General features: G+C 42.6%; 27 protein-coding genes. 9 read left to right on the forward strand and 18 right to left on the reverse strand.

Annotated features, from left to right (window positions below; translation table 11 throughout):
• The first annotated feature begins 227 nt into the window (after positions 1-227).
• Complete coding sequence (gene rpmG, locus H6G05_RS09720) at positions 228-422, forward strand: 50S ribosomal protein L33 (protein WP_094535841.1); 195 nt, start codon at positions 228-230, stop codon at positions 420-422.
• A gap of 38 nt (positions 423-460) precedes the next feature.
• Positions 461-688 carry a 30S ribosomal protein S18 gene (rpsR, locus tag H6G05_RS09725; protein WP_242016694.1) on the forward strand — a complete coding sequence of 76 codons (228 nt, stop codon included), beginning with the start codon at positions 461-463 and terminating at the stop codon, positions 686-688.
• A gap of 196 nt (positions 689-884) precedes the next feature.
• Here the strand turns inward: rpsR and H6G05_RS09730 are convergent, their stop codons facing one another.
• Positions 885-1,856, reverse strand: a complete 972-nt coding sequence (locus H6G05_RS09730) for a histone deacetylase family protein (protein ID WP_190577987.1) — start codon at positions 1,854-1,856, stop codon at positions 885-887.
• Positions 1,857-1,986: 130 nt separating this feature from the next.
• On the opposite strand from H6G05_RS09730, the gene H6G05_RS09735 reads away from it, so the two are divergent.
• From H6G05_RS09735 to H6G05_RS09750, 4 genes are all read left to right on the forward strand, one after another.
• Complete coding sequence (locus tag H6G05_RS09735) at positions 1,987-2,607, forward strand: hypothetical protein (RefSeq protein WP_190577988.1); 621 nt, start codon at positions 1,987-1,989, stop codon at positions 2,605-2,607.
• A gap of 71 nt (positions 2,608-2,678) precedes the next feature.
• Positions 2,679-4,193: an ATP-binding protein gene (locus H6G05_RS09740; RefSeq protein WP_190577989.1), complete on the forward strand. Its 1,515-nt coding sequence runs from the start codon at positions 2,679-2,681 to the stop codon at positions 4,191-4,193.
• A 176-nt stretch (positions 4,194-4,369) separates the two neighbouring features.
• On the forward strand, positions 4,370-4,759 hold the full coding sequence (locus H6G05_RS09745) for a tautomerase family protein (RefSeq protein ID WP_190577990.1): 390 nt from the start codon (positions 4,370-4,372) through the stop codon (positions 4,757-4,759).
• A gap of 3 nt (positions 4,760-4,762) precedes the next feature.
• A complete protein-coding gene (locus H6G05_RS09750; RefSeq protein ID WP_190577991.1) occupies positions 4,763-5,227 on the forward strand; it encodes a GNAT family N-acetyltransferase in 465 nt (154 codons plus the stop codon).
• A gap of 226 nt (positions 5,228-5,453) precedes the next feature.
• On the opposite strand, the gene H6G05_RS09755 is transcribed toward H6G05_RS09750, so the two are convergent.
• On the reverse strand, positions 5,454-6,074 hold the full coding sequence (locus H6G05_RS09755; protein ID WP_190577992.1) for a type I restriction endonuclease: 621 nt from the start codon (positions 6,072-6,074) through the stop codon (positions 5,454-5,456).
• A gap of 177 nt (positions 6,075-6,251) precedes the next feature.
• Between H6G05_RS09755 and H6G05_RS09760 the strand changes: the two genes are divergently transcribed.
• A complete protein-coding gene (locus H6G05_RS09760; RefSeq protein WP_190577993.1) occupies positions 6,252-6,506 on the forward strand; it encodes a type II toxin-antitoxin system ParD family antitoxin in 255 nt (84 codons plus the stop codon).
• A gap of 2 nt (positions 6,507-6,508) precedes the next feature.
• Positions 6,509-6,805, forward strand: a complete 297-nt coding sequence (locus tag H6G05_RS09765) for a type II toxin-antitoxin system RelE/ParE family toxin (protein ID WP_190577994.1) — start codon at positions 6,509-6,511, stop codon at positions 6,803-6,805.
• Between the two features lie 190 nt (positions 6,806-6,995).
• Here H6G05_RS09765 and H6G05_RS09770 read toward each other — a convergent pair whose 3' ends face one another.
• The 16 genes from H6G05_RS09770 to amt form a co-directional block, all read right to left on the reverse strand.
• Positions 6,996-7,403, reverse strand: coding sequence for a type II toxin-antitoxin system death-on-curing family toxin (locus H6G05_RS09770; RefSeq protein ID WP_190577995.1), 408 nt, complete (start codon positions 7,401-7,403; stop codon positions 6,996-6,998).
• Complete coding sequence (locus H6G05_RS09775; protein WP_190577996.1) at positions 7,400-7,621, reverse strand: AbrB/MazE/SpoVT family DNA-binding domain-containing protein; 222 nt, start codon at positions 7,619-7,621, stop codon at positions 7,400-7,402. Before H6G05_RS09775 ends, H6G05_RS09770 begins: the two co-directional genes overlap by 4 nt.
• 179 nt (positions 7,622-7,800) lie before the next feature.
• Positions 7,801-8,064 carry a BrnA antitoxin family protein gene (locus H6G05_RS09780; RefSeq protein ID WP_242025378.1) on the reverse strand — a complete coding sequence of 88 codons (264 nt, stop codon included), beginning with the start codon at positions 8,062-8,064 and terminating at the stop codon, positions 7,801-7,803.
• Positions 8,065-8,068: 4 nt separating this feature from the next.
• Entirely contained in the window at positions 8,069-8,335 is a 267-nt protein-coding gene (locus tag H6G05_RS09785; protein ID WP_190577998.1) for a BrnT family toxin, read from the reverse strand.
• Positions 8,336-8,600: 265 nt separating this feature from the next.
• Entirely contained in the window at positions 8,601-9,290 is a 690-nt protein-coding gene (locus H6G05_RS09790) for a WG repeat-containing protein (protein WP_190577999.1), read from the reverse strand.
• 171 nt (positions 9,291-9,461) lie between these two features.
• Positions 9,462-10,973 (reverse strand): GMC oxidoreductase, encoded by a 1,512-nt coding sequence (locus tag H6G05_RS09795; RefSeq protein WP_190578000.1) that lies wholly within the window; start codon positions 10,971-10,973, stop codon positions 9,462-9,464.
• 307 nt (positions 10,974-11,280) lie between these two features.
• A complete protein-coding gene (locus H6G05_RS09800) occupies positions 11,281-11,898 on the reverse strand; it encodes a cytochrome c oxidase subunit 3 (protein WP_190578001.1) in 618 nt (205 codons plus the stop codon).
• Positions 11,885-13,564 carry a cytochrome c oxidase subunit I gene (gene ctaD, locus H6G05_RS09805; RefSeq protein ID WP_190578002.1) on the reverse strand — a complete coding sequence of 560 codons (1,680 nt, stop codon included), beginning with the start codon at positions 13,562-13,564 and terminating at the stop codon, positions 11,885-11,887. The genes H6G05_RS09800 and ctaD overlap by 14 nt, the downstream gene beginning before the upstream one ends.
• Before the next feature lie 64 nt (positions 13,565-13,628).
• Positions 13,629-14,156 carry a type IV pilin-like G/H family protein gene (locus H6G05_RS09810; protein WP_190578003.1) on the reverse strand — a complete coding sequence of 176 codons (528 nt, stop codon included), beginning with the start codon at positions 14,154-14,156 and terminating at the stop codon, positions 13,629-13,631.
• Between the two features lie 29 nt (positions 14,157-14,185).
• Entirely contained in the window at positions 14,186-15,085 is a 900-nt protein-coding gene (locus H6G05_RS09815; protein ID WP_190578004.1) for a cytochrome c oxidase subunit II, read from the reverse strand.
• Between the two features lie 8 nt (positions 15,086-15,093).
• Entirely contained in the window at positions 15,094-15,693 is a 600-nt protein-coding gene (locus tag H6G05_RS09820) for a DUF2231 domain-containing protein (RefSeq protein ID WP_190578005.1), read from the reverse strand.
• Positions 15,690-16,190: a DUF2231 domain-containing protein gene (locus H6G05_RS09825; protein ID WP_190578006.1), complete on the reverse strand. Its 501-nt coding sequence runs from the start codon at positions 16,188-16,190 to the stop codon at positions 15,690-15,692. The genes H6G05_RS09820 and H6G05_RS09825 overlap by 4 nt, the downstream gene beginning before the upstream one ends.
• Before the next feature lie 254 nt (positions 16,191-16,444).
• Positions 16,445-17,869 (reverse strand): aminotransferase class I/II-fold pyridoxal phosphate-dependent enzyme, encoded by a 1,425-nt coding sequence (locus tag H6G05_RS09830; RefSeq protein WP_190578007.1) that lies wholly within the window; start codon positions 17,867-17,869, stop codon positions 16,445-16,447.
• Positions 17,870-17,934: 65 nt separating this feature from the next.
• Entirely contained in the window at positions 17,935-19,860 is a 1,926-nt protein-coding gene (sir, locus tag H6G05_RS09835; RefSeq protein WP_190578008.1) for a sulfite reductase, ferredoxin dependent, read from the reverse strand.
• A 261-nt stretch (positions 19,861-20,121) separates the two neighbouring features.
• Complete coding sequence (locus H6G05_RS09840) at positions 20,122-21,624, reverse strand: ammonium transporter (RefSeq protein WP_190578009.1); 1,503 nt, start codon at positions 21,622-21,624, stop codon at positions 20,122-20,124.
• A 216-nt stretch (positions 21,625-21,840) separates the two neighbouring features.
• The gene (gene amt, locus H6G05_RS09845) at positions 21,841-23,409 is read right to left on the reverse strand and encodes an ammonium transporter (RefSeq protein WP_190578010.1); all 1,569 of its coding nucleotides are present in this window, start codon (positions 23,407-23,409) and stop codon (positions 21,841-21,843) included.
• Positions 23,410-23,845: 436 nt separating this feature from the next.
• Between amt and ctpC the strand changes: the two genes are divergently transcribed.
• Complete coding sequence (gene ctpC / locus H6G05_RS09850; RefSeq protein WP_190578011.1) at positions 23,846-25,111, forward strand: carboxyl-terminal processing protease CtpC; 1,266 nt, start codon at positions 23,846-23,848, stop codon at positions 25,109-25,111.
• The last annotated feature ends 66 nt before the right edge of the window (positions 25,112-25,177 follow it).

Raw genomic sequence — 25,177 nt, forward strand, 5'->3', positions numbered from 1 at the left:
GATAAAGGCTTTGCGTAGCAAAGCCTTTATCAAAAACCAAAAGTAAAAGGCTTGCTTAGCAAGCCTTTTACTTTTGGTTTTTTAAAATTTGCCAGCTTAACCCAAACTGACGTTAGTTATTGCGATCGCCCAAGTTTTTGATAATAATTTTCCAGTGGGCGTAGAAGTGGGATGATTCTGTGTAATACTTGTAGATCGCACTTTTAAGTAATCTCACAACTAAAAAAATGGCTAAAAACAAAGGTGTCCGTCTCGTCGTTACGCTAGAGTGCACCGAATGTCGCACCAATGCCAATAAGCGATCTCCTGGTGTGTCTCGTTACACCACCATGAAAAATCGTCGTAATACCACTGCAAGGTTAGAACTCAAAAAGTTTTGCCCTCATTGCAACTCTCACACTGTTCACAAAGAAATCAAATAGTCCCTTAACCCAATCACCAAAACCGCGTAATCCCAATCATGGCAATGAACTCCTCTTTTTATCGTAAGCGCCTCTCTCCGATCGCGCCTGCTGCCAAAATCGACTATAAAGATGTCGAATTACTGCGTAAATACATTACCGAACGCGGCAAGATTTTGCCTCGTCGTATTACAGGTTTAACTGCAAAGCAGCAACGTGCATTGACTACAGCGATTAAGCAAGCTCGTGTAGTTGCTTTGTTGCCCTTCATCAACAAAGAAGGCTAAAAATTATCAAGACGCAAAGCGTCTTCTATATTTACGTCTACAAAAAAAGGTAGGGGCAATTCATGAATTGCCCCTACCTTTTTTTGTAGCTACTCCCTTCCTACTCAAAAATTAGCGTTGCGGCGCTTCGCGCCGCAACGCTAATTTTTGAGTTAAAGCCTAAGAAACAAATGGCGGCGCGTTGCGCCGCCACTTGTTATAGACACTGCTCGATGACACTAATAACCGATCGCGATAGGCTGCTAAAGTCATAGCCACCTTCTAAACCCAATAAAATCTTCGGAGTAATCTCTAAACAGAGCTTAGTAAAAACCCCAAAATCTTCTGGCTTGAGCAAAATACTTGCCAAGGGATCATCAGCATTAGCATCAAAACCTGCACTGATGATTAATAGGTCAGGGTTAAAGTTGCGTAAGAATGGCATAATCTGATCCTCGAATACTGGTAAATATTCAGGCATTGCCGAACCCGATCGCATGGGAATATTCAAAATATTGCCGTGAGCACCTGTCTCATCCTTGCGACCTGTCATCGGATAAAACGGCGCTTGGTGAGTGGACACATAGGCAATATCAGGACGATCCCAGACAGCATCCTGAGTGCCATTGCCATGATGCACATCCCAATCAAGAATGGCAACACGATCTAGATTTAAGCGATCGCAAGCTGACATCGCCGCGATCGCCGCATTACCAAAAATGCAAAAACCCATTCCTGACTGAGCGCGGGCGTGATGTCCAGGGGGGCGGGCTAGCACAAAGGCTGGACGACCAGACTCCAGCACAAGATCAACACCATCTAGCCATGCACTAACCGCTAATAGCGCTACTTCATAGGTCTGGGGTGAAGCGATCGTATCGCCATCAATATAGCCACCACCGCGATCGGTAAGTTGCTGCAAAGCTTGGATATATTCTGAAGTATGAAAACGAGCAACCTCTTGGAGAATGTCCAGCCCTGATTTAGATCGAGAATTAATCGAGGTCGGTTCTTGCCAAACTAATTGTGAGGCGATCGCTGAATTTTTGAGAGCATCGACTATGGCTGTAAGCCGACCCGCTTTTTCAGGATGATAAATACCAGTGTCATGATTTAGAAAACTCTCAGAATAAATTATCGGGAATTTATTAGAACTTTTTTGTGAAATTGGAAGGGTATTTGCAAACATACGTGCTTTTGCTGATCGACAAATCAGTGAATAGTTGTTGTCTCCATAGAGACTAGCGTTATACTTTTAAAATCGTGGATTTGTTTGAAATCTTTTACAGTTCCACAACAATTTTAGTTGGGTCTTTCCTGTGGTCGATCCCTTACAGCCAACACAGCAATCAAACGTAGAGATGCTAGCCGTACCGAAAGAGCTTGCCCTCTCGCTGCAAGAGATAATTAATCTCTATAAAAATCATAACCAAAAAAATATTATCGCTTCTCTAGAAAATTTGATCGATACAGTAAAAAGAGGTAGTGATCAAACATTCTTAAAAGAGCATTCTTTGTCAAGTACTTCAAATGATTTTACAGTAGAAAATGAGGAAGATTTTCTCAAAAGTTGGGACGATATCTTTAATGTTCAAGTTTATATTGACACTGATATTTTTGGTGAATTAGATCCCAGACCGCCAGCTTTAGTGGAGATAGATCATGGCAATGACAATGAAACGATGATTCAGCATACTGATGCAACTGAAGTATACGTTCAGGCTTGGAAAGAACTAGCCCAGAGTATGTCTTCTTTCCCTGATGACTTGTTTACTAGACTCTGGACAACTACAGAGATTGCCAAAATTTTGGAATGTTCTCCCAGTAGTTTAAGGCGATCGCGTAGGAGTGGGCGCTTGCCGCTCAGGGTCAAAGACTTAATTCTAGATTGTATTTCCCATGATGGCAAACGCAGTTTATGGTTCGTTCGTCCCGCCTAATTCCCTATTTTGATAAAAATACAAGCCCCTGTCATAATAAAAGTCAAGGGAAACCCCTAACACAAATCTAAATGTCTTCTCACAGTTTACGTAAATCTTTTCTAAAAGGCAGAATATCCATTTATTGGCTGTTGCTGATACCTTGTGTATTGCAGCTTATCATCACATGGACAGCTATCTATTACTTAACTTCTCATTTCGGAAAAGCTATATCAGAGATTCTATTTAATCCTCGTTCAATAATTCTGCTGTTTGGATTTCCCTTGATTTTAGCAATGGGACTAGGAGCTTTAATGCTCCGATGGATTAAGCGATCATCACATTTAGGTGTATCTGAAGCTAATAAAGATTCTTTGCAAAACACTTCTAGTACTGAAGAGGCTAGCGAACAGCAACAAGTTGAGATGGAGTTAAAAGATAGTCAATCTCAACTCAAAGCTGCATATATCGAACAGAGTATCCTCCTTGGCGCGATGACTGATGTGGTATTAGTTCGCAATCGAGAAGGGCGTTGCCTCAAAATAGTCAAAACCCAAAATATAAACTTAAAAGGAACCCGTGAGGAGGTTCTCAGTAAACCTATTCATGAAGAACTTCCAGAAGAGGCGGCAAATATTATTTTACAAACCATTCAAAAAGCATTGATCGCTAAACAAGTTGTTAGTTGTGACTACAGACTAGAAATTGATGGTAATGAGGTATGGTTTGCTTCAAATATTTCTCCTTTATCGGAAGATACAGTTATTCAAATCTCTCGGAATATCACAGAGCGCAAACTCTCCGAACTAGCCCTAGCCCAAGCAAAGGAAGCCGCCGAAGCTGCAACTAAGGCTAAGAGTGATTTTCTAGCCAACATGAGTCATGAAATCCGTACGCCGATGAATGGAGTGTTGGTGATGGCGCAGTTACTCTCGACGACTGAACTCACAGAAGATCAGCAGGATTTTGTACAGACAATTCTCGAAAGTGGCGATGTTCTGTTAACGATTATCAACGATATTCTGGATTTCTCTAAAATTGAGTCAGGTATGTTGAAAATAGAGCAGAGAGAATATGCCTTAGCCGATGTATTTCAATCAGCTTGTAATTTATTAAATGGTCAAGCTAAGGATAAAGGGATTAGTTTGCAATATCAGATTCATCCTGATGTTCCTACAAATGTTATTGGGGATATCACTCGTCTGCGTCAGATTCTTATCAATATTATTGGGAATGCGATTAAATTTACCCCCGAAGGCTCTGTGTCAGTTGTCGTTAGTGGTAATCACTTATCGGAAGAAGATAAGGAATATCAATATGAGCTTCAAGTTGCAGTTACGGATACAGGGATTGGCATTACAGGCGATCGCATTGCCAATTTATTTCAAGCTTTTATGCAAGCTGATAATTCGATTAGTCGAAAATATGGTGGTACTGGTTTAGGTTTAGCGATTAGTAAGCGCTTAGCTGAGCTAATGGGAGGAACAATCTGGGTTGAAAGTTTGGGAAAGGTTGGCGGTAATCCTCCATTAAAATGGCATTCCGATCTAGTCACGCAAGGTGCAACATTCTATTTTGTGATTAAGGTTAAGCTTTTAACCTCGTAGTGCGATCGCCTAACCTCAGCTTTTTATGGAACAATAGCATATACAGCAATTACTAATCAAACGAACCACAAGAAATTTTTTGAAAGTGTTGCGAAGCAACACTTTCAAAAAATTTCTTAGTTTGGATTTGAACGCAAAGCGCTGTATGTTGATGTACCCAAGTTAAACCGCATAACATGCCGCAAACTAAAATCTATGGAAATGCTGATTTCATCCAGCAAAATCGCGAAGTTCTATCGACTACTATTCATGCTTGCGTTGTCGAGGCTCTCAACTATCCTCCTGAAAAGAAGTTTCAGCGATTCTTTCCATTGCAAGCTGAAGACTTTGAATATCCAAGCGATCGCTCAAACAAATATATTATCATCGAGATCCTGATGTTTGCAGGACGTACTGTGGAAGCAAAGAAAAATCTCTATCGGTTATTATTTGAACGTCTAAAGGAAAAATTAGATATTTCTTCTTTAGATATTGAAATTATTTTGATCGAGACTCCAAGCCATAATTGGGGAATCCGTGGGGTTGCAGGTGATGAATTGAATTTAAACTACAAGGTGAATGTATAGAATATGAGTGATCTTGACCTCAATTTTCGCTTAGCACAATTTATTGATATTGATCCATTAATGGAACTTGTGCAAGAGTTCTATCAATTTGAGAAGATAACGTTTGATGATGGTGTTATCAAAGCATTTATTGCGCTGCTTAGTGATGAACAATTTGGCGTGATTTGGTTGATGTGCGATCGCGATCGCACAATTGGCTATGTTGCCCTAACTTTCTTTTTTAGTATGGAATATCATGGTCGTTGTGGGCTAGTCGATGAGCTATATATCCGTGAAGACTATCGTGGCAAGGGGCTTGGTAAGCAAGCTTTTGTCGTGATTGAAGACTATTTAAGAAGCCAAAGGATGCGATCACTGTCTCTAGTTGTCGATCACTGGAATGAGCCAGCCGAAGCGCTCTATACCAAACTAGGATTTCGCCGAGAGCAGCGTCACTTAATGGTCAAGCATATCAATACCAACCTATAACTTATGAAGATTGCCCTCACCCCCCATCCTGCTCTCCCTTGATGGGAGAGCAGGGTGGTTTCATTTTCGGAAAAAATAAAACCACCCTGCTTTTCGCTTTGGCAATGGGGGACATTCCTTAGCTTTCTACTTGTTTCTGACTCTATATTTTACATCTCACGCCTTAACTGACCAGTGCCCCGAAAACTCAATCGCCCAATCACCACCAAAAACGAGATCACAAAGCTTACATACATATTTTCGAGCCTAGATGTTTTAGTATTTGTAATACTTCATAAAGCTCATTATTAGGGTTTACCAAAGAAAATAACCGTGAATTAGTATACTCATTTTGTGAAGTCTTCAAAAATAAAAAATCATTCCCATTGGTAATCATGCCAAAAGTTGATTGCACGGGTTCCGAATTACTCAACATATAAGCTAAAGCTTGTGGAATCGCTCTTGTTACAGCAAAATCACTTCGTTTTGATTCAATGACTAATAACCAAAGCTGATTCTTTATTACCAATACATCGATCCGTCCTCGAATTATGGTTCCTTCGTCTTTCATTTCCAATGCTATAGCTGTTTCTGTCTCGATCCGAAATGGCTTGTGATAAAAGCCAGCGAGATCTAACAATGGTGCAAGCACTACCATTTTTACTGTATTTTCTAACATTGGTGGATCTTCCATCAATTCTAGAAAATTTGCTTTCACCCGATCTAATAAATGGTGATCTTCTTCACTTAATGGTGTAAACCCATCCAACCATTCATTAAAAAAAGCAGCATCTTGAGATATTTGAATCCCAAAGTTTTGCTTTAATTCCCTTAGCATTACATCTTTCGCTGCGATCGCTTGAGCCATGATGAATTGTAGGTAGAAGTAATAATCTTAATATTAGTGCAAAAACAAAATCACCAACGCGATCGCCCAATCATCAACCAGAAACAAATAATACCAATAAAATTTGATAACAGTTATTGCTATTTACTGTTATTGCAGCGAGAATATTTACATCAAGATTATTAGAGGACTAAATTTATGAATGTATCTCTAACACCAGAGCTAGAGAGCTTTATACAGGGAAAGGTTAATACTGGCTTGTACTATTCTGCTAGTGAGGTTGTACGTGAGGGGTTGAGATTGTTACAGGAACGAGATCAACTTCAGCAGTTTCGTTTGCAGGAGTTGCGTCAAGATATTCAGGCGGGTTTAGATAGTGGTGATGCTACGCCCCTTGATATGCAGGCAGTGAAAGCGAAAGCACGGCAGCGCAAGCAACAGAAACAGGTGTAATAATGGCAATCATTGTGAAGCGTCCGCTTGCTGAGTTAGATTTACTGGATATTTGGGATTATATTGCGGATGATAGTCCAGATAGAGCGGATGATTTTTTAGACCGAATAGAAAGTAAGCTATTGACTTTGGCTCAGAATTCGGGTTTGGGGCGGAAAAGACCAGAGTTATTGCCAGATATACGGAGTTTTCCTATTGGTAATTATGTTGTGTTTTATCAACAGATTGAGGATGGTATTGATGTGATTAGGTTGCTTCATGGTTCAAGAGATATTGAGCAAGTATTTAAACAGAACTAATGTAAGGCGATCGCCCAATCATCCCCCTACCCAAAACACGATCGCCCAATCATCCCATCAAAAAAGCGATCACCCCATCCCTCACAAAAAACACGATCACCCAATCTTCCTCCTCACAAGATGCGATCTCCTAACCACTCACCAAAAAAGTGATCGCCAAATCACCTCAAAAACGGGATCGCCTAATCTACTAATCGTTAATAGGTTCGCTATTAATTTGCAGCCAGTTGGCTAGTCTATTCATATCTTCTTCTTGTTTTCCAAAACTTGCGGCTAATTCTAGGAAAAAGTTTGCTGCATCAGTCTCTGATGCTATAAGTTCAATTCCATTAATCGCTAAAAATGTATAAACAGCAATTAGGGCTATTCTCTTATTGCCATCAATAAAACAATGATTTTTTACTAGCCCATAGCCGTAAGATGCAGCTAATTTGTATAAGGTTACATCTTCTTCGTAATGATACAGATTTCTGGGCTTGAATAAAGTTGACTCTAGAGCGCCTTCATTCAAAATTCCCGCCGCGCCACCTGAATCGGCAATGATTTCATTGTGTATAGCGCAAACGTCATGAGTCTCAAGCCAATAAGGTTCGATCATTTAGCCAACTCAATTAGTGCGTTGCGATATTTCTTCATACCACGTCGGGCTACTTCCATCTTTTTTGCGAAATCAGGATCATATGCAGATATCTCATATCCAGAGGCAGTTTTCGTAGCAAAAAGTTTGTCGCCATCATCAACATTCATGCTGACTGCCATTTCTTTTGGAATGATAATGCTTAGGGAGTTTCCTCTTTTTTTGATATTTAGAAGCATGGCTATTTTCTCCAGTAGATTATGTTTAAGCGTCTTTTTTGAATGTTACTACAAATGTTGCAACATTCAATTTTTTTAATCTTTTTTGGCAATAATCATTAATCATCAACACGATCACCCAACTAATCCCCTCAAAAACGCGATCTCCCAATTACCCACAAGCCCAGATGAGAAAGGTTTTAAGTGGATTGACTTTGAGTAAGTTCCTCCCGTAATACTCTACGCAATATACTCTCTAGCGGTTCTTGTGATTGTTGATGGATATGTTGACGTAAGGCTTCGTTGATGGATGTCTGATAATTATCGCCGCCTTTGTTGTTAGCTTCTGAGCGAAACCATTCTAAAATGTCATCGTCTAGCCGAATTGTAATACGAGTTTTACCTTTAGCGACTGGCTCGATCGCTCCACGTTTGCCTTTGCTGAAGTCATATTCTGGTTCCATGTTTTTAATCCTCTTCATATTGTTTACGTTCGCGGCGCTCTGCTAATCGTGCTGAAATTAAGCGAATGTCTTCACCTCGCCATGTGAAAACAACGACTAAGATTCTGCCAAAGGCATCCATGCCAATAGTGACAAATCGATCTTCGTCAAATCTGTTGTCTGGAATTGTGATGGCGAGATCGTCTGAAAATACGGATACTGCATCGGCGAATTCAATGCCATGCTTTTGAAGGTTGGCTGCGGCTTTGTTTTTGTCCCATTGATACTTCATCTAATTATAGTGTGTACAAGTGTACATACAACTCTGCCATAAATTTGTATCAAGGCGATCGCCCATTCACCCACAAAACACGATCGCCCAACCACTCACAAAAAACACGATCGCCCAATCATCAACAAAAAACGCGATCGCCCAACCACTCACCTCAAAAACACGATCGCCCACTTACCCACAAAAAACGAGATCGCCCACTCATTGACCAAAAACATGATCGCCCAATCATCTCCCTACACAAAACGTGATCAAAACTAAGGACTTACCATATAACATCACCCGTCTTATCAATATGAATAATTTGATCGGAAGATATTACTTCTGCAATTCCATCTGAGAAGTCTGAAGCTTGATCAAACTGACATTGGATTACTATTTGCCCTTTTTTATCAATATACCCCCATTTGCTATTGATTTTAACTCTTGCTAATCCATCAGAGCTTTTTTGGGCTTCATCAAATTCTATCTTGCCAAGTAGACGACCAGTTTTATCAATGTATCCCCATTTATTGTTTGTTTTAACTGGCGCAATCCCTTCTGAGAAACTAAGTACCTCGTCAAATTGAGGATTTATAACTATGTTTCCTTCGATATCTATATAACCAATTTTTTTGCTAATTAAAACTGGAATTAATCCATCTGAAAAATATCCAGACCATTCAAATTTAGGTTGGATTAACATTCTTCCTGTACTGTTAATATATCCATATTTATTCCCTACTTTGACTCTTGCAACTCCATTAGAAAATTTACCAGCGCTATCATATCTCGGCTGTATTTCCACATTCCCAAGACTATTGATATATCCCCATTTCTCACCTATTTTCACTGATGCTAGGTTTTCAGAAAAATTGTGAGCATAATTAAACTGAGGAACAATTATTACATTGTCTTCTACGTCTTGGTATCCCCAGAGTTCATCTATCCGAAAAGGTATTAACATAATATTCATATTGTCAATTTGTGTAACCTATAAATTAATTGAAATCAATACTTGGGATAGACTTTGCTTGCCAACTAAATTATCAATTAGATCTTTATTTTAATTTACTATAGACTTTAGTTGATAAAAAATACAAATTGCTATTTCCCAAAGTATTGATATGTTTTTCAATCTGAGATTCTATTTTAACCTCTCGATTAACCGATCGCCTACTCTTAGAGCATTAGCAATAATCGTCAAAGCAGGACTCACCGCCGCATTAGACGGGAAGAAACTGCCATCGACAACATAGAGATTATCGAGATCGTGGGCGCGGCAATCGCGATCTAAAACGGAAGTTAAGGGATCGACACCAAAGCGACAGGTTCCGCATTGATTGGTGACCACTTGCAAGGGCGACTCAGAGCGGGGATGCAGGAAACCAGTACGGAAGCCATCTAGGGACTTTTCGATATTTTTTAAAACATCAGTCCAGCGATAAATTAGGCGATCGTGGGCTTCCGTATTGTTGGGATTGTAATCGATATGGATTTTATTGTTTTCCCAACGCACCCGATTATTCGAGTCTGGTAAATCCTCCGTTTGCGCCCACCAACCGATCGAATGGGTTGCCAACTGCTTCAATCCGAAGTTGGGCATGAGCTTGGCAACAATAGAGAATACGGGAGGAGATTCTGCAAAAATGATGTCGGTGAGTAGTCCGCCAGAGTTCTGAATATGTCCCATCGGATAGGGGAAATCCGCATCACCCCAATAGAAATCATTCACATAAATCGACTTTTGGAAGGAGCCATTATTGGGCTTCGTGCTGAGTTGGACTACCGATGACAACAGACTTTTCATCAAATTCCGTCCCACTTGATCGGAGCTATTGGCAAGTCCTTTGGGATGGGAATCATTAGCCGATCGCAATAGCAACGCCGCCGAATTAATCGCACCACAGGCAAGCACAACGATATCGCCTAAAAAGAGATAGGACTGTCCGCCCACTTCCGCTTCTACTCCCTTCACCGATCGCCCCGATGGATTGGTATGGAGACTAATCACCTTTGCTTGGGTTTTCAAGGTGACATTGGCAGATTTCAGGGCGGGGATGAGGCAACTTTCTTCAGAGTCGCTAGTGGGGTCATCCTCTTTACGGGTCAAGCCGAGGGGAATTGTGGATGGATGCAAACCTTGATTAGCGATCGCCTCATAGATCTTCTGCATCTCTGGCTCATGACTCACCGCAGGATAGGGATAATTACCGCTGTGATTTGGTTCGGTGCTATCAGTTTGTGACTCACCATGCACCTTATAGAGATTTTCGGCTTCGGTGTAATAAGGCTCAAACTCGTCATACTTCACACACCATTCTGGCGAAATTCCCGCTTGATGGGTAACGGATTCAAAGTCCTTCTCGCGCCGCCGCAATAGAGCCGCACCATAGATTTTGGTATTACCACCGATCGCATAGTTAGTCTGTGGCGAAAATGGCTCACCTGTGTGGTCATACCATTGTTCGGGAGCATGATAGCGATCGCGCTGAAAGATATCAATATTGCTGCGATTCTGTTCTTCGAGGGGCATAAAGTCACCGCGTTCCAGAATCAGGATTTTCTTACCTGTGGAAGCCAGTTTATAGGCAAGGGTTCCACCCCCCGCACCAGTTCCCACAATAATCACATCGTAATAATGGTCGTCAATAATCATTGGGTTCTCCTTTGAATAAATAATTTTAAAATAGAAAAACAATCGTAAAAGAACCGTAGGGGCAGAGCATTTGCGCCACAATTTCCAAACTCTCCACAAAAATCTCGATCCGCAAATGCTCTGCCCTCTCCGCTTTCACTGTTAAATTTTCACTGCGTCTGATGTTTTGAAAATTGTCTCTGGGTTAGAGATTTTTGGGATTGTCCCTACGTTGCGAGGTTTTGGGCAAAGCATTCCCAAATAAAGGGGATCTAAGAATTTATAGATTGGGGTGGGAATGCTTTGCCCCTACATTTTTATGATTCTTTTATTGCCAGACGTAAATCAGAATAAACAACGCAATCCAAATCACATCGACAAAGTGCCAAAATAGTGAAGTGGATTCGACTCCGAATTCTCCTTTTGCGTAATTATCAGGAAAGAACGATCGCACTAACATGATTAGCTGCAACAGCACACCAGTGAAAACATGTAAGCCATGAAAGCCCGTCAGCAAATAGAAACTACCACCAAACACACCATCACCGAAGCCAAAGGTTAAACCACTCCATTCCACGGCTTGACCGTAAAGGAAGTAGCTACCCATTGCGATCGTTAGTAACCAGAAGGCGCGGAATCCCCAAAGATTATTTTTATGGAGAAACTTTTCGGCGAGATAGATGGTGAAACTACTGGAAACTAGAACTACGGTATTAATGGCAGGTTCTCGAATTTCTAAGCCTGTAACTCCCACTGGTAGCCAATTGAGGGCGGTAGTTTTATAGACAATATAAGCAACGAAAAAGCTAAGGAAGATGACGCTTTCCGAAAGTAGAAAGACTACAAAGCCAAACATTCGATTGTCAGGATGATCGTGAAGTGTGGCTGCTTGAGCAACTTCTAAAATCGGATTAGAACTATCTATAGAAGTATCAGTTGGTTGCATGGACTCTCTCCAATTTATCAGGATTAGAAACTAAGGGTTCATCTTTGCCATAGCCGTAAGGTTCCGAAATTACAATCGGTAACTCCTCAAAATTCTCATGGGAAGGAGGCGAAGAAATTAGCCATTCCAAACCTATCGCCCGCCAAGGATTTTTGGGAGCTTTTTCGCCCTGTACCCAAGAGCCAATCATATTGAGCAAGAAGGGCAATGTTGATACTCCTAAGAGAAATCCGCCTAAACTGGCGATCACATTCCAGAAAGCAAACTCTGGATCGTAGGAGGCAACGCGGCGAGGCATTCCCTGCAAACCGAGGGGATGCATCGGAAAGAAACAAGCATTTGTACCGATAAAGGTGAGGATAAAATGCAGTTTCCCTAAACCTTCGGAATACATTCTGCCTGTCATTTTGGGGAACCAGTGATACAGGGCGGCATAGATTCCCATTACCACTGCGCCATAAATCACATAATGGAAATGTCCAACGACGAAGTAAGTATTGTTCACATGAATATCAACGGGAACAGAAGCCAGCATGATGCCTGTGATTCCTGCGAATACGAACATCACCATCGCTCCTAATCCAAATAGCATCGCTGTATTTAGCTTGATTTTGCCACCCCAGATCGTCGCCACCCATGCGAAAACCTTGATCCCCGTTGGTACAGAAATCAACATCGTCGTCGCCATAAAGAGCATCCGCATCCAGCTAGGCGTGCCACTAGCAAACATATGATGTACCCAAACCACTGCACTCAATGCTGTAATGATTAAGGAAGATACTGCGACAACTTTGTAACCAAAGAGAGGCTTACGCGCATAGACAGGGAAAATCTCGGAAAAAATCCCAAACACTGGCAAAGCAATCACATAGACGGCAGGATGGGAATAGAACCAGAAAAAATGTTGAAAGAGAACAGGATCGCCGCCCTTAGCTGGATCGAAGAAACTCGTGCCGAAGGTTAAGTCAGACAAGAGCATTACTGCTCCTGCGGTCAACGCTGGCAAACCAAATAACTGAATAATCTGCGCGGCAAGGACAGTCCACACAAACACAGGCATTTTGAACCAAGTCATGCCCGTAGTTCGCATTCGGAAAATCGTAGTCACAAAGTTAATCGCGCCCATAATCGAAGAAATGCCCGAAATGGCGACTGCAACTAACCAAAGGAACTGACCATTAACAATATTACCCGTAGGATTCTGCAAACTCACTGGCGGATAAGCCCACCAGCCCGATTGCGAAGATCCCCCAGGCACAAAGAAGCTTGCCATCAGGATTACTCCAAATACAGGAACCATCCAAAAGGCGATCGCATTTAACTTAGGGAAAGCCATATCACGAGCGCCGATCATCAATGGCACTAGGTAATTGGATATTCCTAAAAGTACGGGAAATGTCCAGAGAAACAGCATGATCGTGCCATGCATCGTGAACATGGAGTTATACACAGCGCGATCGACTAAATCCGATTCAGGGGTAATTAGTTCACCCCTGATCACCATCGCCAACACGCCACCAATGAGAAAGAAGAAAAAAGAAGTAACGATATACTGAATCCCAATCACTTTATGATCGGTACTAAATCCAAAAAATCGCCGCCAGTCTTCGGGTTGCTCAGACTGAGGTGGAAGATCGGCGATCGCATCAATAGAAATGTTTGCCATAACGAATAAGATTAACTAAGAATTGGGAAACGGATGAGATGTTGAATCAATTTAAGCCCGATCACTATCTGGCATAAAATCCACTTGGACAAGTAAATTTTCCACCATTGAATAGAGGCTTAGATGGCTTATCGAAAGTACTTCCTTCAGCTATACATAGAACTGAATCAGTAGCTTTCCGTTTCTCGTCATAGGCAACAGCACCGACAAGAGCATATATCTTGGCTTTAGTGAGTCCTAGCCCAAATAGGTCAGTTGGTACTTCCCTTGGGGTTGCATAGATATAAACGCGATCGCTAGTTACTTCTGTAGAGAAAAGATAACGATTCGTTTTTTCAGGAATCGGTGGAATATTCAGGGACTCAACAGATTTGCTAAAACTCTGCTTTTCTAAGTGATAGGCTTGTTGAGTTCTCAGATAACTACCAGTTATATCTAATGCAGGATTACCGCAAGCACAACTGATCGGAACTTGAATAAAACAAATTCCAATCCCCAGAGGAATTGCACCAATCGCGGTCAATGCAATAATTCGTTTAGGATTTCTTTTGCGAGAAACTTCTTCAACATTATTTTCCAATGGATCAGACATAAGTTGACCTCCATAACTAATTGGAATATTTAATTGGAATAATTCACCACAGGCGGAGCCGCAGGGACAACGGTTTGCCATTGGTTAGGGCTACGTTTGTTGTATTCATCAGATGCAGGATTGAAAGCAGCGATCGCAGGTTGTTTTGCAGCATCAGTTAGCCATTGGTGAAAGGCTTCAGGCGATTCCACAACCACATCGGCTTGCATAGCTGCAAAGTAAGTGCCGCTATATTCAGAATCCCGCAAGCGATATTTGCCTTCACGAATCGGTGTAAATTCAAAATTAATATCACGTCCAGGAATCACATCTTGCTTCACGCGAAAGGCAGGAACGTAAAAGCCATGTAGAACATCTTCGGAATGCAGTGTTAATTCGATCCTGCGATTATTCGGTAAATGTAATTCTGTACTACTAACATCAATATTAGTGCCTTTGCCATAAACAAATTCCCATGACCATTGCCGCGCAAATACATCAATATGTACCGCGTTTTCCCTAAATGCAGTTTTATCTTGCTCCATTGGTGCTGCATCAGCCGCCGCCGCCATATGCACATGTTCCATTGGTCCTAAAATTGACATCTGGTCATAGATTTGATAGCTATAGGCGGCAATCCAAATTACCAAGGCAGAGGGAATCGCTGTCCAGATGATTTCTAATTTGACATTTCCCTCAATGTGGGGACCATCGCTATAGTCATATTTTTCGGCGCGTTGAAACAAGATCGAATAGGTCAACGTGCTGAACACACCGAGAAAAATAAAGGTTCCTAAGGTCACTAAAAAGCTAAACAGGTTATCAACTAATATTGATTCTGCCGAAGCTTGGGGCGGGAACCAAGTATAGGCGGCTTGTCCCATCCAGAGACTGACGAAAGCGATCACGATCGCTGCAACCGCTAAAATTAAAATCGTGCGAAGTTTCATGGTTATTCCTATAGCGAATTAAGATCTTGCCCCATGCGTAACAGGCGATCGGCGGTAATATGCACCCCAAACTCTGAGGCAAGCTGTGCGCCCAAAGTCCCATGCACAAACATGATCGCGAAGATTACGAGTCCTGCTAACAAATAGCTCCACTGCACCTGTTGTCCCATATCCTTGCGCCATAGGAAGCGCTGAAACCCACGCCAGACCGTCATGCCCACAATTAGAGCTAATAACAGCACACCGCCCACACCATGCCAAATCATTGTCTCCATTGCTTGAAAACCCCAAGCACTTTTGACATTCTCATCGGGTGTAGCTAGAAGGATTTCATAAAAACCTGCGCCGACCGTAAAGAAAGTAACGATCGCGGCGGCGACCATGTTGTACCAACCGACATCAAAAAAATTCGATCGCGCCGCAGGGATCGCCATAAATTTGAATAGCGGCTTTTCCAAAACAAAAAATACGCCCACTAGATCGAACCCGATCGCTACAATGAATAAGCCAAGGGTCAGGTGAACGAGATTTGGATGGATGGGAATGCTGTAGGGTAAACCATTCACTCCCAATTGATCATGTAATTGATCGATTAAAGTTGCGATCATTTCAGATTAGCCTCCCTTAAAGCTTCGACTACTGGAACTGTGTGCAGCCCATAAACCCAAACCAATAAATCACCTAAATAAACTTGAAACAGAACTATTCCTGTTAATAGTACACCTGCAAAGAGAAATGAAATAGGTAAAGTCTTGGGATCGCGGATACGCAAGACATACCGCCATCCTGTCATGGCTGCAATAATCCCCGATAATGACCAGCCGATGATTGTATGTAAGTTTAAAGTAGGTTCTACTGAACTATAAGGTTCTGCAAGTCCAGCTTCAATTTGTCCAAACACAATGGCAATAAAGATAGAAATAGTGGCAAAAAACAGATTCCACCAACTAACTTCGTATAGGCGCGGATTGCGCGTGAAATAGGCGATCGCATCACATACTACGGCAAACAACACCATCGCAATTACAAAATGCACCACAATTGGATGAATCGTATCGGGATAAGGTAAGTTATGGTCATTTAACGGTGGTAAGGATTCCAGCATAATTATTGTGCATACTCAACAAGATAATTGATTTCCTGATCGCACTCTTAGGTTAAGCCAAGATCACAAGTCTTTACCAAATGCTTATCTAGATTTAATACCAAGTTAAGAAATGGCTAAGCCATTTCTTAACTTGAAAGCCCACACGGTTTTTTTCTACAACATTGCGCTATTCCTTCTTTCAAGTCAAAAGACACCCTGTCGTATAGCCAGATGTCACTTATTGTAATGTAGATTCAATATTTGCTACAGAGTTATGATACGACTAGAACCGTTTGCAGAGTGGTATCACTAGCTCCATTAATGATGCCTCCCGATCGCACAATAGCTTGCAACATTTCTAATACTTCAAAGGTAATTTCTTCACCAATACACACTAAAGGAATCCCTGGAGGATAGGGACAAAGAGATTCCGCACTAATTCGCCCGATCGCTTGTTCGAGAGGAATGCGATCGCTTTTAGCAAAATAGACTTCACGGGGAGTAAGTTTAGATTGGTAATTGGTGATTGGTGATTGGTAATTGGTGATTGGTTTTTCCTTTTTCCTTTTTCCTTGTTCCTTGCTGAGTTGTTGCAATCCATTCACTAGCCGCTCAATATCAGTTTTAGTATTACCAAAGCTAAGACTAAATACTAATTGCGTAAGTGTAGGCATTTCCGCCATCACATCCCTTTGGGAATGCAGATATTCATCGGCTTCAAACCCTGTAATCTCTAGGCAATCAGTCATCACCGTAAGTCGAGTATTATCAAGAGTAGCAACTTCTATTTGACTAAAGGTTCGCAAATTTGGAATTTGGTCTAATTGCGATCGCGCAGTTTTTGCTAGCTTCAACGTCTCAGTTAAGAGTTCTTTGCCATGCACAGCCATTTGTCGCCTTGCCACATCCAGAGAAATCATGAGCAAGAGATTGGGACTGCTCGATCGCAATATTTGTAACGCTCGATCAACCTGTTCAGTGGCAACGCGATCGCCTTGGAGATGCAACATTGAAGACTGCGTGAGACTACCTGCCACTTTGTGCGTAGATTGAACTACGAGATCGGCTCCCGCTTGTAATGCCGATTTTGGTAGTTCAGGATGAAACCCTAAATGCGCTCCGTGAGCAGCATCGACAAATAGCGGAACATCAAAAGAATGGGCGATCGCTACCATTTTCTCAAGTTCGCCACAGACTCCAAAATAATTAGGACTTACCAGCATCACTGCTTTTGCTTCAGGATGCAGATTTAGAAATAATTCTAGAGTTTTAGGGCTTACACCCAAATCTAAATCATATTCTGCTAGATAGTCAGTAGGTAAATAAATCGGCGTAGCACCATTGAGAACTAATCCTGCGATCGCCGCCTTATGACAATTGCGCCCAATGAGAATCTTGTCACCTGCGCCACAGGTTGCCAAAAGCATCGCTTGCACGCCACAAGTAGAGCCATTGGTTAGAAACCATGCGCGATCGCTACCATAAGCATCAGCAGCAAGAGTTTCAGCTTCAGTGATGCAGTCTTCAAGATCAGGTAATTCTGGCAAATCTAGGCGAAACATATTTTCACCCATGATTGCCGTCAACTCGCGATCAGTTCCCTGCCCCCGTTTATGCGCGGGCATATAAAACGGCGCGTGATTGATATCTAGATATCGCCGCGCCGCTTCTAATAATGGAACTGAATCTTGATTCAAGGTTTTTTTTTATATATGGCAAAATTTAGGATGGGAGGCGCAAAGCTCCTCCCATCCTAAATTCACTAACCCAAATATTTCTCCAAAGCTGTTTCTACAAGATCCTTCATCGAAGCACCCTTTTCCTCAACGGCTTTTTTGAGCAGTTCATAGGACTTTGCTGAAAGAGTAACACGATGACGGACATCTTTACGTTTGCCCTTAGAGTCAGTTTCATCTACTTCGGGAACATAGGTTTCCGCAAACTTGCGTAAGTCTTCGATCCCCTTGCGATCGCAAAAATCACCAAAGGTTTCACTAGCGACTCGTTCATTTTTGAAATAAACAAATAGAGGCTCTAAACCTTGTTCAAGATTTTGAATATGCAAACGTTGTACATAGGGTTGAGCTAAACGGGTCGAGTTAAAGCTACCACCTAGCCAAATTTGGTATTCATCAGCAGCGCTACCGACAAAAGCAAGTTCAGCCATGTAGGGACGAGCGCAACCATTGGGGCAGCCTGTCATGCGGGTGACAAAGGTTTCGTTCTCTAAGCCCAAACGTACTAATAGTTGGCGGATTCTGGCTAATACGCTGGGTAATGCACGTTCTGACTCGGCGATCGCTAATCCACAAGTTGGAAATGCGGGACAAGCCATCGAATAGCGAACGAGGGAATCAATTTTATCTGTAGCAAGAACACCACAGCGATCGAGAATCTTTTGAATCTCTTCTTTCTCATCGGCGGCAACTTCTGTAATCAACAAGTTGTGATTAGGAGTAAGGACAAAATCATGATGGAATTTTTCGCTGATTTCCCGCAAAGCAGTTTTAAGTTTTAGATCTTCGCGATCGCTAACCCGACCATTTTCAATCGAGACACCGACAAAGTATTTGCCATCACCCTGCTCATGCCAGCCCAAATAATCCTGATATTTGAAATCAGGCAATTCACGCGCCGCATCAAGCTTGGTTGGATAGTATTCCAATAAAACTTGCTTAAATTTCTCTACACCCCACTCATGCAAAATATGCTTAAAGCGAGAATGACGACGATTGTGGCGATCGCCATAGTCCCGTTGCAATGAAACGATCGCCTTAATCACATCATAAATTTGAGCCACAGGCACAAAGCCAATGCTGTCAGCCATTCTGACAATGGTTGCATCATTATTGTGGGCGCGTCCCAAACCACCACCAACGTAAACATTAAAGCCTTCTAGCTCGTTTTGAGCATTGGTAATCACCACCAATGCCAAGTCATTGGTATAGAGATCGACTGAGTTATCACCAGCAACCGCGATCGCAATTTTAAATTTGCGTGGCAGATACTGCACACCATAGATCGGCTCAGTATCACTGATATTTGTTTTAGCCGTCCCTGTTCCCTGACGATTTCGCGCCTCAGTCACTTCTGGTGCTTCGGAAGAAGTCACGGCTACTTCACCGTCAAGCCAAATATCGTAATAAGCGCCAGCTTGTGGTGCTAGTAAATCCGCAATTTTAAAAGCATAGTCACGGGCATAGATATATTCAGGCTTATTTTTAAAAGGAGCCGATGGAGCCATTACATTACGATTGATGTCGCCACAAGCACCCACCGTTGATCCCATGTTTCTGGTGATGTCAGCAATCACCGTTTTCAGATTTTCTTTGAGAATGCCATGGATCTGAAAACCTTGTCTCGTTGTGGCTCGTAAAGTGTGATTGCCATATTTATCACAAAGTTTATCCAGCGCCACATACAACTGCCAAGGAATCACTCCCCCAGGGCTACGGGTACGCAGCATCATGCTGTACTGAGCTTCTTCCCCTTTAGCCTTGTTTTTTTCAAAATCTCGCTCTTTTTGTTGATAAGAACCATGAAACTTCAGGATCTGTATACCATCCTGACTGAAAAAAGGATTGCCATCAGTTAGTTCAGTGTTGATAGGTCCCCGCAAAAAGTTGCTTTTTTGCTTAAGGACTTCAACCTTTGATACTTTTACAGGATTTGCCAAAGTGTTTGTCATGGTTCAAATGAGATTTCGTATATTTTTAACTTCTTTGCCCCACCATTATACCCCGATAACCCCATCGGAATTAGGATGAACTTTACAAAAAGCAAAGGCAGCCCCATGGGCTGCCTTTGCTTTTTGTTTTGCAATAGACGAGTGGCGGCGCTTTGCGCCGCCACTCGTCTATTGCAATGTGAGTCCTACTTAGGAGATAACCCCAAAAATAGCAATGGCGGCACTTCGTGCCGCCATTGCTATTTTTGGGGTTTGGAAAAACTATTCGCTTTCTTTACTAAAGCCAGAATAAGCTTCCATGCCATGTTCAGAGATATCAAGACCCTTGAACTCTTCTTCTGGCTCAACACGAATACCACCTGTAATTAGGGAAATAACGTACCAAGCAATAAAGCTAAAGGCAACGGTAAAACCACCAACGGAAGCAATACCGATCAATTGAGCTACAACTTGATCAAAGCCACCGCCGAAGAATAAACCAGCCTTAGGACCAGCACCAGCTTGCAAAATGTAACCACCGCCGATATCCGCTGTCTGTCCAACAGCAAATAAACCAACAGCTAGAGTACCCCAAATACCACAAACAAGGTGAACTGAAGTAGCACCAACAGGGTCATCAATCTTAAGACTGTCGAAGAAGCCAACTGCAAACACAACAATTATGCCGCCAATCGCACCAATGATAATGGAGCTAGGTAAGGTAATCCAAGCACAAGAAGCTGTAACAGATACCAATCCAGCCAAAATACCGTTAACGATCATTGATAAGTCTGGCTTACCAAGATAAAACCAAGCAACGATAGTTGCAGCAATACCACCTGCGGAAGCACCCATGTTTGTAGTCAAGGCAATATGGGAGATCAAACGACCGTCAGCCGCCATGGTCGAACCAGGGTTAAAACCAAACCAACCCAACCACAGGATCAAGCATCCTAGAGTTGCCAGACTCATACTATGACCAGGAATAGCACGATTCTTGCCATCTTCGCCGTATCTGCCATGACGTGCGCCAAGAATTGCCGCGCCAATAAGTGCTGCCCAGCCGCCAGCTGAATGAACTACTGTAGAACCAGCAAAGTCAAAGAAGCCAACTTTTGATAACCAGCCACCGCCCCAGATCCAATGCCCGGTAATCGAGTAGGAAATGCCAACTAGCAAAAAGCTGAAGATCAAGAAGGAAACAAACTTAATCCTTTCAGCTACTGCACCTGAAACGATCGTTGCTGCTGTTCCTGCAAATACTAACTGGAACAAGAACTTAGCTTCTAGAGGCACACCTGTCCAGCTTAGTCCAGGGAAGTCACCCTTATAAGCATCAAGGGTTGCAGGGCTATTGTCTGCACCACTCAAGAAAAATCCTTTCAAGCCAATAAAAGTATTGCCGCCACTATCGCCATACATGAACCCAAAGCCAATCGCCCAGTAAGCGATCGTAGCGATCGCAAATACGATTAAGTTTTTGGTAAGAATATTAACCGCATTTTTACGGCGGCAAAAGCCAGACTCAACCAAAGCAAAGCCAGCATTCATGAAAAACACTAGAAACGAAGCAATAACTACCCAAATAGTATCTAAACCAACTTTGAGAGCCGCAACGTTTTCCTGAACTTTATCTGGAGTTAAGGGTTCAGGGGTGGGAGCAGGAGTTTGAGCAGTGGCTGCGTACACCCAAAAAACACCGATAATTGCCGCAAGGGGAATACAAGCAGTCCAATTTACTGAACTCTTGAGTCTCCTCTTTTGATTTGATTTATAGACCAACACCTTAAGATTCTCCTCAGCTAATTAAGATACCCATGCAAATACAAAGAATGCAAAGATCAATTACGTTCATAACAACAGATTCAAGCACCTAGGTTTTGTGTAAACTTATACAGTTTCGAGCATTGATATATAAAAATAGACGACGCATTGCGCCGTCTATAGTGTCTATAGTTATTGAAAGTATTTTAGGATTGAGTCTGAGATTGTTTTGAAATTTTAACTTTCAGTTGGACTTTGACTGATAAATACACCAGAACCAAACTCACTGCCATAGCCTTCTTCTCCATGTACTGGCAAGTCAATACCTTGCTCTTCGATGGAAGGAGCAACTCTCAAGTCCATAAATAGTTTCAAGACTTGCAGAATAATAAAAGTGGCTATGCCTGCAAACACGTAGGTAATCGCAACACCCTCAAACTGCTTCCAGATTAGGATAGGATTACCATCCAAAAGCCCGAGTGGAGCATCTCCTCCAAAGGCAATTTTAGTAGCAAATACGCCCGTCAACATTGCGCCGACAGTGCCGCCTACACCATGGACAGAGAAAGTGTCAAGCGAATCGTCAAACTTGAACTTAGCACGCAAACTTACAGCAATGAAACAGCATACTGCTGTAATCGAACCAATCAAAATCGCGCCAATTGGCATGACAAAGCCAGCCGCAGGTGTAATGCCCACTAGTCCAGCCAGAAATCCACTGGCAATTCCAACGGCTGTTGGCTTACCACGCAGTACCCACTCAACCAATAGCCATGTCAAGCCACCTGCCGAAGTTGAAACTGTCGTGGCAACAATTGCAACTGCCGCGAGAGGACCAGCTGCAAGAGCGCTACCTCCGTTGAATCCAAACCAACCAAACCATAGTATTCCAATTCCCAATAGGACATAAGGAACGTTGTGAGGCGTATGTGGTCTAGTTGCGAAGTCTTTACGGGATCCGATCATCAAAACCGCAACTACTGCGGCAACCCCAGAACTGATATGCACAACCGTACCGCCAGCAAAGTCTAATGATCCAAGTTCTTGCAACAATCCACGCCCCCATACCATGTGGGCAAGAGGAGAATAAACCAAGGTAGACCAAAGCAAAATAAACCAGAAGTAAGCCTTAAAACTCATCCGTTCAACGATCGCCCCAGAAATCAGCGCAGGGGTAATGATTGCAAACATCATTTGATAGACCATGAACACAGCATGGGGAATCGTACCTGCATAGCCAACAGGGTCAGGCTCAGTAAACTTAACTCCATTGAGAAAAGCCCAATCAAGCCCACCAATAAACTTTTCGATCCCTTGACCAAATTCTGGAACTTTGACGGATACATCAAAGGCTAGGCTATATCCCCAAAGTACCCAAGTAACACCGACTACAGCCATGAGCAGTAAGCTCATCATCATCGTGTTTAATACGTTGCGGGTGCGGACTAATCCGCCATAGAAAAATGCTAACCCTGGAGTCATCAGCAATACAAGAGCCGCCGCTACCAACACAAATGCCGTATCACCAGAATTGATGGGAGAAGCAGCAGGTGCAGGTGCAAGAAGTTTGTCGAGGGCTTCCTTTTGCTCTTTAGTTAGAGTTACAACATCGCTACTTGTGGGAGCTGAGGTAGTGGTTGGCGAAACGCTAGGCGAAGGACTTACGGTAGCCGCAGGAGAAGCAGTTTCTGTAGGGCTAGCGGTGGGAGTAGGTGATTGCGCCCAAGTCTGACCTGTAAAAGGAAAACTCACTAACCACAAAACTAGCAACGTACTCAATAGAAATTTTTTGATTACAGACTCCATACCTTTCACAAAGTTTTCATATTAAGGTAGAACGAGTTTAAATAAGCGCTGCTTCAGAAGCATCCTAAGGCTGAAAAGCGAAGAATTCACGAAGCGTATAGACAGATTTCTATGATTACCATAGACAAATTATCCAATAATGATTTCATCAATTTATAAGCCATCAATCTGTATTAGAAATCACATTTCCGATTATGGGTACAACAAGATTTATGAACACTACTAATAAACTCATAAATACAAAGCAAACCTAAAATTTAGCGGCAGCTAGAATATTCAGTAATTTTAAGCATTAATGCTGAACCCGAAAGGGCTAGTTCACTCCATGATTTTGCTAATTTAATCACACGCTTAAAAACTCCTGTGCTAGAGTTGGAGTGATTTTATATCTCGCATTCACGTATTCCTCACACACATCACTTTTCAGGAAGTTGACATGGCAAAAGGCGGACTTGTACTTGGTACAACAGCAGCATTGGCTGCGGCTGTGGCAGTTGTTGGTTTTCAGCTAGCAAACCCTAGCATCGCCGCATTTCGGGATAGCCCCAAAGAAATCGTTGATGAAGCTTGGCAGCTGATCAATCGCGAATATGTCGATGGTGCTTTCAACAAAGTTGACTGGCGGCAAGTCAGACGACAATATGTCGAAAATCGCGATTACTCTTCCAAAGCTGAGGCATATCGCTCAGTTCGGGAAATGCTCAAACTTCTCGATGATCCATATACTCGCTTTATGGACCCTGAGCAGTTTAAGAGTATGCAAATTGATACTTCGGGGGAACTCACAGGCGTTGGTATTCAGTTGGGGATGGATGACGCGACCAAACAGTTGACAGTTGTTGCCCCAATTGAAGATTCACCAGCATCTCGAGCTGGCATTTTGACTAAAGACATTATTACTTCGATCGCGAATAAGTCTACGGAAGGGATGGATATTAACCAAGCAGTAGCCCTAATTCGTGGTCCTGCTGGCACAAAAGTTAAATTGGGGATCAAGCGGGGCGACAAGCAATTTGATATTGAGCTAGAACGCGCCAAGATTGAGATTCATCCAGTCAAAGCCGAGCTTCGTGATACCAATGCTGGCAAGGTGGGCTACATCAGCCTGCGTCAGTTTAATGCTAATGCCGCCAGTGATATGCGTAAAGCGATCCAAGATCACGTCAGTAAAGGCGCGGTTGGATTTATCTTAGATTTGCGCTCTAACCCCGGTGGACTACTCTATTCCAGTGCTGAAATTGCGCGGATGTGGCTCGACAATGCCACCATTGTTTCCACAATTGATCGCAAGGGTGAAAGTGAGAGGCTGACCGCTAACCGTCAAGCTCTCACTAATAAACCCCTTGTGGTGTTAGTTGATGGTGGCTCAGCAAGTGCTAGTGAGATCCTTTCGGGGGCTTTGCAAGACAACAAACGAGCGGTGATTGTCGGCACTAAAACTTTTGGTAAGGGACTAGTACAGTCAGTACATTCCTTGAGTGATGGTTCAGGTATGGCGGTAACGATCGCTAAGTACTACACACCCAACGGACGCGATATCAATCACATGGGGATTGTGCCTGATCGCGTAGTTGAGCTAACCAAAGAAGATTTGGAAAAGCTCAATAAAAATCGTGAGCTAGTAGGGACAAGCTCTGATCCACAGTTTGCCAAGGCGATCGATATCTTATCGACTGAGCTAAAAAGTGTAAGCTCTCGCTAAAAAAAAGATAGAGACGCAAAGCGTCTCTATCTTTTTGCTAAAACACAAAATATGCCATTTTGTGTT

The organism is Phormidium tenue FACHB-1050 (assembly GCF_014696925.1).
Lineage (GTDB): Bacteria > Cyanobacteriota > Cyanobacteriia > Pseudanabaenales > Pseudanabaenaceae > Pseudanabaena.

Excerpts from the sequence above, each read along its gene's own strand:
- sir (WP_190578008.1), bottom strand. The coding sequence starts at position 19,860 with ATGACAAACACTTTGGCAAATCCTGTAAAAGTATCAAAGGTTGAAGTC.
- H6G05_RS09765 (WP_190577994.1), top strand. The coding sequence starts at position 6,509 with ATGGCAATCATTGTGAAGCGTCCGCTTGCTGAGTTAGATTTACTGGAT.
- H6G05_RS09730 (WP_190577987.1), bottom strand. The coding sequence starts at position 1,856 with ATGTTTGCAAATACCCTTCCAATTTCACAAAAAAGTTCTAATAAATTC.
- rpsR (WP_242016694.1), top strand. The coding sequence starts at position 461 with ATGGCAATGAACTCCTCTTTTTATCGTAAGCGCCTCTCTCCGATCGCG.
- H6G05_RS09745 (WP_190577990.1), top strand. The coding sequence starts at position 4,370 with ATGCCGCAAACTAAAATCTATGGAAATGCTGATTTCATCCAGCAAAAT.
- H6G05_RS09785 (WP_190577998.1), bottom strand. The coding sequence starts at position 8,335 with ATGAAGTATCAATGGGACAAAAACAAAGCCGCAGCCAACCTTCAAAAG.
- H6G05_RS09820 (WP_190578005.1), bottom strand. The coding sequence starts at position 15,693 with ATGATCGCAACTTTAATCGATCAATTACATGATCAATTGGGAGTGAAT.
- H6G05_RS09760 (WP_190577993.1), top strand. The coding sequence starts at position 6,252 with ATGAATGTATCTCTAACACCAGAGCTAGAGAGCTTTATACAGGGAAAG.
- amt (WP_190578010.1), bottom strand. The coding sequence starts at position 23,409 with ATGGAGTCTGTAATCAAAAAATTTCTATTGAGTACGTTGCTAGTTTTG.
- H6G05_RS09750 (WP_190577991.1), top strand. The coding sequence starts at position 4,763 with ATGAGTGATCTTGACCTCAATTTTCGCTTAGCACAATTTATTGATATT.
- ctaD (WP_190578002.1), bottom strand. The coding sequence starts at position 13,564 with ATGGCAAACATTTCTATTGATGCGATCGCCGATCTTCCACCTCAGTCT.
- ctpC (WP_190578011.1), top strand. The coding sequence starts at position 23,846 with ATGGCAAAAGGCGGACTTGTACTTGGTACAACAGCAGCATTGGCTGCG.
- H6G05_RS09795 (WP_190578000.1), bottom strand. The coding sequence starts at position 10,973 with ATGATTATTGACGACCATTATTACGATGTGATTATTGTGGGAACTGGT.
- H6G05_RS09740 (WP_190577989.1), top strand. The coding sequence starts at position 2,679 with ATGTCTTCTCACAGTTTACGTAAATCTTTTCTAAAAGGCAGAATATCC.
- H6G05_RS09825 (WP_190578006.1), bottom strand. The coding sequence starts at position 16,190 with ATGCTGGAATCCTTACCACCGTTAAATGACCATAACTTACCTTATCCC.
- H6G05_RS09770 (WP_190577995.1), bottom strand. The coding sequence starts at position 7,403 with ATGATCGAACCTTATTGGCTTGAGACTCATGACGTTTGCGCTATACAC.
- H6G05_RS09775 (WP_190577996.1), bottom strand. The coding sequence starts at position 7,621 with ATGCTTCTAAATATCAAAAAAAGAGGAAACTCCCTAAGCATTATCATT.
- H6G05_RS09800 (WP_190578001.1), bottom strand. The coding sequence starts at position 11,898 with ATGCAACCAACTGATACTTCTATAGATAGTTCTAATCCGATTTTAGAA.
- H6G05_RS09815 (WP_190578004.1), bottom strand. The coding sequence starts at position 15,085 with ATGAAACTTCGCACGATTTTAATTTTAGCGGTTGCAGCGATCGTGATC.
- H6G05_RS09790 (WP_190577999.1), bottom strand. The coding sequence starts at position 9,290 with ATGAATATTATGTTAATACCTTTTCGGATAGATGAACTCTGGGGATAC.
- rpmG (WP_094535841.1), top strand. The coding sequence starts at position 228 with ATGGCTAAAAACAAAGGTGTCCGTCTCGTCGTTACGCTAGAGTGCACC.
- H6G05_RS09810 (WP_190578003.1), bottom strand. The coding sequence starts at position 14,156 with ATGTCTGATCCATTGGAAAATAATGTTGAAGAAGTTTCTCGCAAAAGA.
- H6G05_RS09755 (WP_190577992.1), bottom strand. The coding sequence starts at position 6,074 with ATGGCTCAAGCGATCGCAGCGAAAGATGTAATGCTAAGGGAATTAAAG.
- H6G05_RS09780 (WP_242025378.1), bottom strand. The coding sequence starts at position 8,064 with ATGGAACCAGAATATGACTTCAGCAAAGGCAAACGTGGAGCGATCGAG.